The organism is Pseudomonas sp. zfem004, from assembly GCF_032621715.1.
Lineage (GTDB): Bacteria > Pseudomonadota > Gammaproteobacteria > Pseudomonadales > Pseudomonadaceae > Aquipseudomonas > Aquipseudomonas sichuanensis.
Window position 1 is genome coordinate 193,313 of sequence record NZ_JAVYJF010000003.1, and the last position, 13,376, is coordinate 206,688.

The window sequence follows — 13,376 nt, forward strand, 5'->3', positions numbered from 1 at the left end:
GGATGACCATGTTCAACGCTAGGCGGTTGATTGCCGCGACACTTCTTCTGTCCTGTGCGTTCGGCGCCCACGCCGAGCGCTTGAAGGACATCGCCAGTATTTCCGGTGTGCGTGCCAACCAGCTGATCGGTTACGGCCTGGTGGTGGGGCTCAACGGTACGGGCGACCAGACCACCCAGACCCCGTTCACCCTGCAGACTTTCAACAACATGTTGTCGCAGTTCGGTATCAAGGTGCCGGCGGGCTCGGGCAACGTGCAGTTGAAGAACGTTGCCGCAGTGTCGGTACATGCCGACCTGCCGGCCTTCGCCAAGCCCGGCCAGGTGGTCGACATCACCGTGTCGTCGATCGGTAACTCCAAGAGCCTGCGCGGCGGCAGCTTGTTGATGACCCCGCTCAAGGGTATCGACGGCAACGTCTACGCCATCGCCCAGGGCAACCTGGTGGTCGGCGGTTTCGACGCCGAAGGCCGGGATGGCTCGAAGATCACCGTCAACGTCCCGTCGGCTGGCCGGATTCCGGGCGGCGCGAGCGTCGAGCGTGCGGTGCCGAGCGGTTTCAACCAGGGCAACAGCCTTACGCTGAACCTCAATCGGCCAGACTTCACCACGGCCAAGCGCATCGTCGACAAGGTCAACGAACTGCTCGGCCCAGGGGTGGCCCAGGCCCTGGATGGTGGCTCGGTGCGGGTGACCGCGCCGATGGACCCGAGCCAGCGTGTCGACTACCTGTCGATCCTGGAAAACCTCGAGATCGACCCAGGCCAGGCTGTGGCCAAGGTCATCATCAACTCGCGTACCGGCACCATCGTGATTGGCCAGAACGTCAAGGTGTCGCCGGCGGCGGTTACCCACGGCAGTCTGACCGTGACCATCACCGAAGACCCGATCGTCAGCCAGCCGGGGCCGTTCTCCAATGGCGAGACGGCGGTCGTGCCGCGTTCGCGGGTCAATGCCCAGCAGGAAGCCAAGCCGATGTTCAAGTTCGGCCCGGGTACCACCCTGGATGAAATTGTCCGTGCGGTGAACCAGGTCGGCGCAGCGCCAAGCGACCTGATGGCCATCCTTGAAGCCCTGAAGCAGGCCGGCGCGTTGCAGGCCGACCTGATCGTGATCTGAGGACGCCTGGGATGAATCCGAAAAGCCTGGTTTCCGGCCACGTCGACAGCGGCGCTTACACCGACCTCAATCGCTTGAGTTCACTCAAGCACGGCGATCGCGACAGCGAGGCCAACATTCGCAAGGTGGCCCAGGAATTCGAGTCGCTGTTCATCAGCGAGATGCTCAAGGCTTCGCGCAAGGCCAGCGATGTGCTGGCCGACGAAGAAAACCCGATGAACAGCAATACCACCAAGCAGTACCGTGACATGTACGACCAGCAGTTGGCCGTGAGCATGTCCCGCGAAGGGGGCGGCATCGGCCTGCAGGATGTGCTGGTGCGCCAGCTGAGCAAGCGCACGGCCAGCACGGTCAATAACAGCCCGTTCCCGCGTAGCGATGGGCCGGCCCCGGTGTTGTGGGGTGGCCGGGCGGCTGAGTCTGCGCGGGTCGAACAGCCCGCTGCCGGGCGTAACGATGTGGCGGCTCTCAATTCGCGGCGCCTGGCCTTGCCAGGCAAGCTCACCGACCGTCTGCTGGCCGGTATCGTGCCTTCCTCTGCCACCGGCGATGCGGCCCAGCATGCGCCGTCGCTGGCCGGCGTCGCCCGCGGCGACTGGCAGCCGGCGCGGACCTATGCCGCGCCCGCCGAGGGCATGCGTATCGTCGGGCGTGCGGTGGCCCAGCCGCCGCTGGCGCCCAACAAGGCCTTCGGCAACAGCGATGCCTTCGTCAGCACCATGCTGCCGATGGCCGAGCAGGCGGCCAAACGCATTGGCATCGATCCACGTTACCTGGTGGCCCAGGCGGCGCTGGAAACCGGTTGGGGCAAGTCGGTCATGCGCAACCCTGACGGCAGCAGCAGCCACAACCTGTTCGGCATCAAGGCCACCGGCAATTGGCAGGGTGGAGAGGCGCGGGCGATCACCAGCGAGTTCCGTGGCGGTCAGTTCGTCAAGGAGACCGCGGCATTCCGCTCGTACGACTCGTACCAGGACAGCTTCCACGACCTGGTCAGCCTGTTGCAGAACAACAGTCGCTATAAAGATGCGGTCGGTGCAGCCGATAACCCAGAACAGTTTGCAAGAGAGCTGCAGAAGGCCGGTTACGCAACCGACCCGGACTATGCCCGCAAGATCATCAGCATCGCCCGGCAACTGCAGCCCACCCAGCAATACGCCATGGCAGGCACTAACTCGAATCTATAAGGATTGAACCATGTCTCTGATCTCAATCGGGCTGTCCGGCCTGAGTGCCAGCCAGGCGGCGCTGTCGGTCACCAGTAACAACATCGCCAACGCTGCGACCTCCGGCTACTCGCGCCAGCAGACCGTCCAGGTCTCGGGCCCTTCGCACAACATCGGCTCGGGTTTCATCGGTACCGGTACCCAGCTGGCGGATGTGCGCCGTGTCTACAACGCCTACCTGGACAACCAGCTGCGTACCGCGACCTCGCTGAGCACCGATGCGGCCACCTACCTTGATCAGATCGGCAGTGTCGACAAACTGCTGGGCGACAGCAGCACCGGTATCAGCTCGGTGCTGACCGCATTCTTCTCGGCCTTGCAGACCGCGGCGGCCAAGCCCGGCGACGTGGCGTCCCGCCAGTTGCTGCTGACCCAGGCGCAAACCCTGAGCAACCGTTTCAATTCCATCTCCAGCGAATTGAACAAACAGAACGAAAGCATCAACAGCCAGCTCGATACCCTTGCCGGCCAGGTCAACAAGCTCACCTCGAACATTGCCGACCTGAACAAGCAGATCACCCAGCTGTCGGCGTCCGGCGCCACGCCGAACACCCTGCTGGATGCGCGCAGCGAAGCGGTGCGACAGCTCAACGAGCTGGTGGGTGTCACCGTGCAGGAGCGTGACGGCAACTACGACGTGTACCTGGGTACTGGCCAGTCGCTGGTCACGGGCAACCGGGCCAACACCCTCACCGCCGGGCCGAGCACCGCCGACAAGAGCCAGTACAGCCTGCAGGTCAACTACCCGACCTTCTCGTCGGATGTCACCTCGGTCATCACCGGCGGGCAGATCGGCGGCCTGTTGCGCTATCGCCAGGACGTGCTCAACCCGTCGATGAACGAACTGGGGCGTGTGGCCCTGGTGGTGACCGACAGCATCAACAGCCAGCTGGGGCAGGGCCTGGACGCCAATGGCCAGTTCGGCAGCGCACTGTTCTCCAGCATCAACAGTGCCGCGGCGATCAGCCAGCGCAGCCTGGGTGCCACCGGCAACAGCGCCGGTTCCGGCAATCTGGACGTGACCATTGCCAACAGCAGCCTGCTGACCACCCACGACTACCAGGTCACCTTCACCAGTGGCACCCAGTACAGCGTGCGTCGCTCCGACGGCACCGACATGGGCAGCTTCGACCTGGCCACCACGCCACCTCCAGTCATCGACGGCTTCACCCTGAAGCTCAACGGCGGCGGCCTGGCGGCTGGCGACAGTTTCAAGGTGATCCCCACCCGCGCGGCGGCGGGCTCGATCAGCACCACCCTCACCGATGCCAACAAACTGGCGTTCGCCGGGCCGATCAATGCCACCATCGGCAGCGGCAACGACGGGACCGGCACCATCAGCCAGCCGAATCTGGGGACCAAGCTGGATATCTACGGCGGTGCCGACACCGCGTTGATCCAGGATTCGATCAAGCATTCGATGCCGGTACGCATGGTGTTCAGTGCGGCCAGCGGCGGCACCCAGGGCTACACCCTGTTCGATGCCAAGGGCAACAGCATCGGCACCGGCACCATCGTGCCGGGCCAGGAGAACAAGCTGACCATCAACGTACCGATGGTCGATGCTGCCGGGGCGCCCATTCTCGATGGCAGCGGCAACCCGCGCTCGTTCAGCCTGGAGACCTCGGTCGGCGGCAGCCCGGCGGAGGATGACTCGTTCAGCATGGCCTTCAACGTCAACGGCAAGTCCGATAACCGCAATGCCCAATCGCTGCTCGACCTGCAGACCAAGGCTACGGTCGGTGTCGATTCCGGTGGCGGCAGCAGCTTCACCTCGGCCTATGCCTCGATGGTGGAGCGGGTCGGTGCCAAGGCCAACCAGGCAGAAATCGATACCACGGCAACCAAGGCCGTGTACGACTCGGCCAAGGAAGCCCGCAACGGGGTTTCCGGTGTCAACCTGGACGATGAGGCGGCTAGCCTGATCAAGTTCCAGCACTACTACACCGCATCTTCACAGATCATCAAGGCGGCGCAGGAAACCTTCGCCACCCTGATCAACGCATTGTAAGGAGTAGCCATCGTGCGTATTTCCACTGCTCAGTTCTATGAGTCGAGCGCTACCAGCTACACCAGCAACTTTGCCAACCTGATGAAGGTCAAGCAGCAGATCGATACCGGCGTGCGCATCCAGTCTGCCGGTGACGACCCGGTCGGCGCCGCGCGCCTGCTGCTGCTGCAGCAACAACAGGCCCTGCTCAAGCAGTACGACGGCAACATGACCACGGTGAACAACTCGCTGCTGCAGGAAGAGAGCGTGCTGGCCACCATCAACGACGCCATGCAGCGCGCCAGCGACCTGGCCATTCGTGCAGGCGGCGCCGGGATCAGTGCGGCCGACCGCACCTCCATCAGCAGCGAGCTCAAGGAGATCGAGGCGAACATCTTCGGCCTGCTCAACTCGCGCGATGCCAACGGCGACTACATGTTCGGCGGCACCAAGACCTCGTCGCCGCCCTATGTGCGCAACGCCGACGGTACCTACAGCTACCAGGGCGACCAGACCCAGCTGAGCCTGCAGGTGTCCGATACCTTGAAACTGGCGACCAACGACACTGGCTTCAGCATCTTCGATTCGGCCAAGAACAAGAGCCGTACCGAGTCCGCCCTGGTGGCGCCGCCGGTCGATGATGGTCGTGTCGCGGTCTCGCCGGGCCTGCTGACCTCGAGCAGCGCGTACAACAGCAACTTCAATGCCGGCCAGCCGTACAAGGTCACCTTCACCAGTGCCACCCAGTACACCGTGACCGATGCCCTGGGTAACGACATCACTGCCGAAACCCCGACCAATGGCACCTTCGACAGCAAGGCCGAGGGCGGTAACCGCATCGCGTTCCGGGGTGTCGAGTTCGAGATCACCGTCACGCTGCAGGAAGGCGATGACCCCAATGCTGCCGTCGCCGGCCATGAGTTCTCCTTGCAGGCGCGTCCCGACTCCCTGACCACCGTCCGTGGCGCCGGCAACCCCTCGAGCGCGCAGATCACCAGTGGTGCTGTAACCGACCAGGCGGCCTACCGCAGCGCGTTCCCCGACAGCGGGGCGGTGATCAAGTTTACCGGTGCCAACACCTATGAGCTGTATGCGCAGCCCTTGACCGCCGACAGCAAGGTGGTGGCCAGCGGTACCTTCACCGCACCAGCGCTGACGGTGGCAGGTGTCACCTATCAGGTGTCCGGCACGCCGCAGGCGGGTGACCAGTTTGCGGTCAATGCCAACACCCACCAGAACCAGAGTGTGCTGGAGACCATCAGCCAGCTGCGTACCGCGCTGGATGCGCCGGGCACCGGTGATGCGGCGAACACCGCGCTGAAGAACTCCATCGCTTCGGCGGTCGCCAACCTGGCCAGTGCCCGCGAGCAGGTCGATATCACCCGCGGCTCCATCGGTGCGCGCGGTAACTCGCTCGATATCCAGCGCCAGGAAAACACTAGCCTCACCACCGCCAACAAGGCGACCCAGGACGCCATCGGCAACACCGACATGGCTGATGCGTCGATCATGCTGGCGCTGCACCAGGCCATGCTGCAGGCTTCGCAGCTGAGCTTCACGCAGATCTCCAAGCTGAGCCTGTTCAACCAGATGTAATTGAGCGGGCACCCAAAAGCCCCGGCCAGCCCCGTGCTGCCGGGGCTTTTTTGTGCCTGGGGAACGGCGCTGAGGGGCGGTTGGCAATAAATGAGTGTGACCAATGAGTCAAATCGCGCATCTTCCCTGTATTCTATGCGGCAGCTGCTGCAGCAATTTGTTACCGGTTCGCCAGCGACCAGCCTGATGTCGGCTTGTCACGGATCCGGTAGTGGGCGCCCTCAATTCACCGAGTGGCGGTCTTTGCCTGTTTTCATTGGGAAGCCAGAATGATTGGCATCAAAAGCATCGCGAGTTACGTGCCCACCGCTGGCCTGGACAACTACGTCCAGGGTGCGAAGTTCGGCAAGGACGAAGAGTTCATGTTCGGCAAGATCGGCGCGTCGTTCCTGCCGCGCAAGGCCGAAGAGCAAGAAACCTCCGACCTGTGCGTCGAGGCTGCCCGGGCCTTGTTCGCCAGCAACCCCGAGCTCGATCCGCAGTCGATCGACGTGTTGATCGTGGTCACCCAGAACGGTGACGAAGAGGGGCTGCCGCACACCGCGGCCATCGTCCAGCACAAGCTGGGCCTGTCCACCCGGGTGGCGGCGTTCGACGTTTCGCTGGGCTGCTCCGGCTACGTCTATGGCCTGTACGCGATCAAGGGCTTCATGCAGGCGGCGGGGCTGAAGAACGGCCTGCTGATCACCGCCGATCCGTATTCGAAGATCGTCGACCCGGAAGACCGCAACACCACCATGCTGTTCGGCGATGCCGCTACCGCCACCTGGATGGGCGAGGACGCGGTATGGCAACTGGGCGAGGCGCGTTTCGGTACCGACGGTTCCGGTGCCGAGCACCTGAAGGTCACCAACGGCAATTTCTTCATGAACGGCCGCCAGGTGTTCAACTTTGCCCTGGTCAAAGTGCCGGCGCACCTGCATGAGCTGCTCGAAGCCAGTGGCCTGCAGTCGGCCGATATCGATGCTTTCTGCATCCACCAGGGCAGCGCGGCGATCGTCGATGCGGTGGCGCGACGCTTCGAAGAGCAGCATCCGGAGAAGTTCGTCAAGGACATGCTCGAAACCGGCAATACCGTCTCTTCGAGCGTGCCGCTGCTGCTGCAGAAGCACATGCTCGACAGCAGCTGGAAGCGCGTGGCCATCAGTGGCTTCGGCGTGGGCCTGTCGTGGGGCTCGGCGATTCTCTATCGCGGCTGATCCGACGCGGTCAAAAAAAGCGCCTGGCGTATTCCGCCAGGCGCTTTTTTTTGCCTTCGAATCGGTGTTGAGAAGCCATAACCCCCTGATTTCGTAGGGGTGGCAGCGTGATGGCATTTTTTTTTTGCAAATGCCCTCAAGCAACCCCCGCAAACGACGATAAACATTACGAAGGTTCTCTAGGCCATACCCGGCGGATGCCAGGGCCGGAAGCCGCAGTACCCATCCAACGAGGATTTCGTCATGGCTTTAACTGTAAACACCAACATTGCTTCGGTTACTACTCAGGTTAACCTGAACAAGGCCAGCACCGCCCAGACCACTTCGATGCAGCGCCTGTCTTCCGGCCTGCGCATCAACAGCGCCAAAGACGACGCTGCCGGCCTGCAGATCGCCAACCGTCTGACCAGCCAGATCAATGGCCTGGGCCAGGCAGTGAAGAACGCCAACGACGGTATCTCGATCGCCCAGACCGCCGAAGGCGCGATGCAGGCTTCGACCGACATCCTGCAAAAAATGCGTACCCTGGCTCTGTCCTCGGCTACTGGCTCCCTGAGCGCCGACGACCGTAAGTCGAACAACGACGAATACCAGGCTCTGACTTCCGAGCTGAACCGTATCTCCGCTACCACCACCTTCGGTGGCCAGAAGCTGCTGGACGGCTCGTACGGCACCAAGGCCATCCAGGTCGGCGCCAACGCCAACGAAACCATCAACCTGAGCCTGGAAAACGTTGCTGCCAGCAACATCGGTTCGCAGCAGGTCAAGTCCACCGCCATCGCCCCGAGCGCGAGCGGCCTGGCTGCTGGCAGCCTCTCCGTAACCGGCAACGGCCAGACCGCCACTGTCGCCTACGCTGCTGGTGCCTCCGCCAAGCAGATCGCCAGCGATCTGAACGGCTCGATCGGTGGTCTGACTGCAAACGCCAGCACCGAACTGCAACTGGACGTTACCGCTGCTACTCCAGCCAACTTCAAGCTGTCTGTCGGTTCCAGCGGCACTGTTGACTTCGTGGGCGTGACTGACAAGGCCGGCCTGGCCGACCAGCTGAAATCCAACGCTGCCAAGCTGGGTATCAGCGTCAACTACGACGAAGTCAAGAAAACCCTGAGCATCAAGTCGGACACCGGTGAGAACATCAGCTTCTCGGGTGCTGACGCCAACGCCCAGGCCAACATCTCGATCGCTGCCAAAGACGGCTCCGGCAACTTCGCTACTCCTGCTGCTCTGGGTGCTGCTGCCATCGTCGTCACCGGTCAGGTCTCGCTGGACTCGGCCAAAGGCTTCTCGCTGGGCGGCGCTACTGCTCTGTTCGGTGCTGCAACCGTTACCTCGGCCAAGACCACCATCTCGCAAACCGACGTCACCGACGCCACCAAGGCCCAGAACGCCCTGGCCGTTATCGACAAGGCCATCGGTTCGATCGACAGCGTCCGTTCGGGCCTGGGTGCTACCCAGAACCGTCTGACCACCACCGTCGACAACCTGCAGAACATCCAGAAGAACTCCACCGCTGCCCGTTCCACCGTGCAGGACGTGGACTTCGCTTCGGAAACTGCAGAGCTGACCAAGCAGCAGACCCTGCAGCAGGCTTCGACTGCGATCCTGTCGCAGGCTAACCAGCTGCCATCCTCGGTCCTGAAACTGCTCCAGTAATTCAGGCGCCTGAGTAAGAGGTGGAAGGGCGCGTTTACGTGCCCTTTCACCTTTTTGACATGAGGAGTTCGAAGCATGGACATGAGTGTCAAGTTGAACCAGATGTACCCTTCGATGCCGCCCCAGGCTGCAGCGACGGCCAAGGACCCGGTGGTGGCGCCTGTCAAGGTGCAGGAGGCTGCGCCTTCTGAAGACAAGCCGCACACCCGTGAGGACCTGGAGAAAGCGGTGGGCGATATTCGTGATTTCGTCCAGTCGAGCCAGCGCAAGCTGGACTTCTCCATCGATGATTCAACCGGCCAGGTAGTGGTCAAGGTCATCGCCACCGAATCCGGTGACGTGATCCGCCAGCTGCCGTCGGAAACCGCGCTGAAGCTGGCACAAAGCCTCAGCGAAGCTGGCAGCCTGCTGTTCGACGGCAAGGCATAGGCTGGCATGATTTTTGTTGCTGTCGGTCATTTGATGGATTTATCCGCCAAGGATCCGGCAGCTACTGAACAAGGAGAGCAATGATGGCAGGTACAACAGTCAGCGGTATCGGATCGGGCATCGATACCCAGGCGATTGTGAAGTCTCTGGTGGACGCGCAAAAGGCGCCGAAGCAGACACAGATCAATACCCAGACACTGAAGGCAACCACCACGTTGTCCTCTATCGGCAAGATCCAGGCAGCGCTGGACGCCTTCCGTGGCGCCCTGACCAGCATGACCACCGGCAACAGCTTCGGTGGCCTGAGCCTGAAGTCCTCGGATGAAAAGGTTGCGACCATCACCGCAGGGGCAGGCGCAGCCAACGGCTCCTTCAACCTGGTGGTGACCCAGCTGGCGTCGGCTTCCAAGGTCTCAACCAAGGTGTACGCCGGTGGCGCGACCAGCGTGGTTAACGCCGGTACCAGTACGACCAAGCTGACCATCACCCAGAACGGCAAGGCTCACGACGTGAGCATTCCCCCTGGGGCCACGCTGCAAGACGTGCGTGAGAACATCAACAGCCAGTTCGGCACGGCGGGCTTCAGTGCCAACATCCTGACCGATGCCTCGGGTTCGCGCCTGGTCATTACGTCCACCAAGATGGGCGAGGGCTCCGAGATCACGCTGGGCGGGAACTCGGGTGTCGACCTCGGGTTTACCGAGGTGGATCCACCCAAGAACGCCGAATACACGCTCGATGGCATCGCTATGACGTCCAAGAGCAATGACATCACCGATGCGGTGAGTGGGCTGAACATCAAGCTGGTGGGCAAGTCGCCGGAAGATACCAAAGGCAATATCACGCCAACCACGCTTTCGCTGACCACCAGTTCGATTGCGTTGAAGTCTGGCCTCAAGGGCTTCATCGATACCTACAACGCATTGATCAAAGTGGTCAACGCAGAGACCAGGGTCACCAAGAATGCCGACGGCAGCGTGACTGCGGCGGCCCTTACCGGTGATGCATCCATGCGTGCGCTGATGACCTCCATCCGCGAAGAAATGAATGCGCTGTCCGGCAACGGCACCCTGAAGTCGCTCGCTGCGTTTGGCGTCACTACCGCCCAGGATGGCGGCTCGCTGAGCCTGGACGACAAGAAGTGGGACAAAGCCGCTGCCACCAACGCCGCTGACCTTACCAGCATCTTCAACGGCAAGGACGGCCTGATTGCGCGCCTGCAGAATGTCACCGAGCCCTACGCCAAGGCCGCCACCGGCACCCTGGCCGAGCGCAGCAAGACCCTGACCGAAAGCCTGACCAAGCTCAAGTCCGAACAAGACACCTTGGACACGCGCATGGAGGCCTTGCAAAAGAGCCTGCAGGACAAGTACAACAACATGGATACCCTGGTCACCCAGTTGCGCCAGCAGCAGAACAACGTGCTGGGCACGCTCAACGCCCTGAACAACGCCAAGAGCGACAAGTAATCAGTGATGGATGCGAATGGCCGGGCCTGATGCCCGGCCTTTTTGCACCGGCCGGTAAAGTTTTGACCTTCCGGCCCGATACAGGGACTATCGAACCTTAAGTTTTTTGCCCGTTACGAGGTCGCAAGATGAATCCCATGAGAGCCCTTCGTCAGTACCAGAAGGTCAATTCCCATGCCCAGATTTCCGAAGCCACACCCCATCGCCTGGTGCAGATGCTGATGGAAGGTGGCCTCGATCGCATGGCCCAGGCCAAGGGCGCGCTGGCCCGCGGCGATATCGCCGAGAAGGGCCTGATGCTGGGCAAGGCCATCGACATCATCATCGGCCTGAATGACGGCCTGGATGCGCAGAAAAGCCATGATCCAGCGTACATCGAGCAGCTTTCCAGCCTCTATGCCTATATGACCAACCGGTTGATGCAGGCCAATATCGACAACGACCCGGCCATCATCGACGAAGTCGCGCAGTTGCTGATCACTGTCAAAAGCGGTTGGGATGCCATCGCCGACGCGCAACCGGCCGAATGAGTCGGTAGGAGAGAGCAAGGTGAATTGCGAGCTGCAACGATTCGACGAAACCCGTGAGGCTCTGCTGGCCGCCCTGGGCGCGCGCGACTGGGACGCGATCGGCAAGCTCGATGAGAGCTGCCGTGGCTGTATCGACGACATGCTCAAGGCGCCGGAGCTGGACGAGGCGGTGGTCAAGGCGCGCCTGGAAGACTTGCTGCAGGTCTACCGCGAACTGCTCGACGTCACAATGGGCGAGCGCCAGGCCATCGCCGATGAAATGACGCAGATCAATCAAGCAAAGAATGCGTCGAAGGTTTACCATTTGTTCAGTTAAGATGCACCGAACTGGGGAAAAGGCGCCATAAATTTGACTATGCAGGCCTTTTTGACTTAACTAGTGGCTGTTTTCGAATTTCAGACGTCCGAACACTGACCATTCAGTCGGGATGATGTCGCGCACGCCCGCCGGGCGCCGATATGACTAGGGAAGTTGCTATTGCATGTGGCGTGAAACCAAGATTCTCCTGATCGATGACGACAGCGCTCGCCGCCGCGATCTGGCGGTGGTCCTGAACTTTCTCGGCGAAGAAAACCTCCCGTGCTCCAGTGATGACTGGCAGCAGACGGTAGAGTCCCTTGCCTCCAGCCGCGAAGTGCTGTGCGTGCTGATCGGGGCGGTGAAGTCGCCGGCCAGTGTGCTGGGGCTCCTTAAGACAGTGGCCGCGTGGGATGAGTTCCTTCCGGTGCTGTTGCTGGGTGAAATTTCTTCTGCCGAGTTCCCCGAAGAGCTGCGCCGTCGCGTGCTTTCCAACCTCGAGATGCCGCCGAGCTACAGCCAGGTGCTCGATTCGCTGCACCGCGCCCAGGTGTACCGCGAGATGTACGACCAGGCCCGCGAGCGCGGCCGCCAGCGCGAGCCCAATCTGTTCCGTAGCCTGGTCGGCACCAGCCGTGCCATCCAGCATGTGCGGCAGATGATGCAGCAGGTGGCCGACACCGACGCCAGCGTGCTCATCCTCGGCGAGTCCGGCACCGGCAAGGAGGTGGTGGCGCGCAATCTGCACTACCACTCCAAGCGCCGTGAAGCACCCTTCGTGCCGGTCAACTGCGGGGCGATTCCGGCAGAGCTGCTCGAAAGCGAACTGTTCGGCCACGAAAAGGGCGCCTTCACCGGGGCCATCACCAGCCGTGCCGGGCGTTTCGAGCTGGCCAACGGCGGTACGCTGTTCCTCGACGAAATCGGCGACATGCCGCTGCCCATGCAGGTCAAGCTGTTGCGGGTGTTGCAGGAGCGCACCTTCGAGCGTGTGGGCAGCAACAAGACGCAAAGCATCGATGTGCGCATCATCGCTGCGACCCACAAGAACCTCGAGAGCATGATCGAGGACGGGACCTTCCGCGAAGACTTGTATTACCGGCTGAACGTGTTCCCCATCGAGATGGCGCCATTGCGTGAGCGGGTTGAAGACATTCCGCTGCTGATGAACGAGCTGATCTCGCGCATGGAGCACGAGAAGCGCGGCTCGATCCGTTTCAACTCCGCCTCGATCATGTCGCTGTGCCGGCATGGCTGGCCGGGTAACGTGCGCGAGCTGGCCAACCTGGTGGAGCGCATGGCGATCATGCATCCGTATGGGGTGATCGGCGTGTCGGAGCTGCCGAAGAAATTCCGCTACGTCGACGACGAAGACGAGCAGTTGGTGGACAGCCTGCGCAGCGACCTCGAAGAGCGCGTGGCGATCAACGGCCACACGCCGAACTTCTCCAGTCACGCGATGCTGCCGCCAGAGGGCCTGGACCTCAAGGACTACTTGGGCAGCCTTGAGCAGGGTCTGATCCAGCAGGCGCTGGACGATGCCAATGGTATCGTTGCGCGCGCGGCTGAACGTTTGCGTATTCGTCGCACCACCCTGGTCGAGAAAATGCGCAAATACGGCATGAGCCGCCAGGGCGGCGAGGACCAGGCGGAGGATTGACGCCCGGTATCCCGATCTTTTCGCGAGCTTGCCCGCGAAAAGATCGGTAAAGGTAGCCTGCATACCCATCTGCGCCGCGACCGTCGGCAGCAATCGATTCTGTGCCGCTTGGCCGTGCGAGAGAGCGCGACGCCCCAGGCCGAGCCGCGCTCGCACAGCTGCTCAAGCGGCACTGACACTCATTAAAAAGTCCGCAGGGACAAAA

11 protein-coding genes are annotated in these 13,376 nt (G+C 61.9%); all 11 read left to right on the top strand.

The features are described 5' to 3' along the window. Positions 1-8: 8 nt before the first annotated feature. The 11 genes from RTH46_RS04575 to fleQ all read left to right on the top strand — a co-directional run bounded on the left by RTH46_RS04575 (position 9) and on the right by fleQ (position 13,171). Positions 9-1,118, top strand: a complete 1,110-nt coding sequence (locus RTH46_RS04575) for a flagellar basal body P-ring protein FlgI (RefSeq protein WP_153787300.1) — start codon at positions 9-11, stop codon at positions 1,116-1,118. Positions 1,119-1,129: 11 nt separating this feature from the next. Beyond that, positions 1,130-2,305, top strand: coding sequence for a flagellar assembly peptidoglycan hydrolase FlgJ (gene flgJ / locus RTH46_RS04580; RefSeq protein ID WP_153787299.1), 1,176 nt, complete (start codon positions 1,130-1,132; stop codon positions 2,303-2,305). Between the two features lie 10 nt (positions 2,306-2,315). Then, positions 2,316-4,355 carry a flagellar hook-associated protein FlgK gene (gene flgK, locus RTH46_RS04585; protein ID WP_316905124.1) on the top strand — a complete coding sequence of 680 codons (2,040 nt, stop codon included), beginning with the start codon at positions 2,316-2,318 and terminating at the stop codon, positions 4,353-4,355. A gap of 12 nt (positions 4,356-4,367) precedes the next feature. Continuing rightward, complete coding sequence (locus RTH46_RS04590) at positions 4,368-5,930, top strand: flagellar hook-associated protein 3 (protein ID WP_153787297.1); 1,563 nt, start codon at positions 4,368-4,370, stop codon at positions 5,928-5,930. 269 nt (positions 5,931-6,199) lie between these two features. Continuing rightward, on the top strand, positions 6,200-7,129 hold the full coding sequence (locus tag RTH46_RS04595; protein ID WP_153787296.1) for a ketoacyl-ACP synthase III: 930 nt from the start codon (positions 6,200-6,202) through the stop codon (positions 7,127-7,129). Positions 7,130-7,372: 243 nt separating this feature from the next. Next, a complete protein-coding gene (locus RTH46_RS04600; RefSeq protein ID WP_153787295.1) occupies positions 7,373-8,785 on the top strand; it encodes a flagellin in 1,413 nt (470 codons plus the stop codon). Between the two features lie 75 nt (positions 8,786-8,860). Continuing rightward, entirely contained in the window at positions 8,861-9,214 is a 354-nt protein-coding gene (locus RTH46_RS04605) for a flagellar protein FlaG (RefSeq protein ID WP_153787294.1), read from the top strand. An 83-nt stretch (positions 9,215-9,297) separates the two neighbouring features. Then, the gene (gene fliD / locus RTH46_RS04610) at positions 9,298-10,683 is read left to right on the top strand and encodes a flagellar filament capping protein FliD (RefSeq protein ID WP_316905125.1); all 1,386 of its coding nucleotides are present in this window, start codon (positions 9,298-9,300) and stop codon (positions 10,681-10,683) included. Positions 10,684-10,811: 128 nt separating this feature from the next. Continuing rightward, complete coding sequence (fliS, locus tag RTH46_RS04615; protein ID WP_153787292.1) at positions 10,812-11,213, top strand: flagellar export chaperone FliS; 402 nt, start codon at positions 10,812-10,814, stop codon at positions 11,211-11,213. 19 nt (positions 11,214-11,232) lie between these two features. After that, positions 11,233-11,529, top strand: a complete 297-nt coding sequence (gene fliT, locus RTH46_RS04620; RefSeq protein ID WP_153787291.1) for a flagellar protein FliT — start codon at positions 11,233-11,235, stop codon at positions 11,527-11,529. 166 nt (positions 11,530-11,695) lie between these two features. Continuing rightward, positions 11,696-13,171 carry a transcriptional regulator FleQ gene (fleQ, locus tag RTH46_RS04625; RefSeq protein ID WP_316905126.1) on the top strand — a complete coding sequence of 492 codons (1,476 nt, stop codon included), beginning with the start codon at positions 11,696-11,698 and terminating at the stop codon, positions 13,169-13,171. Positions 13,172-13,376 lie beyond the last annotated feature (205 nt).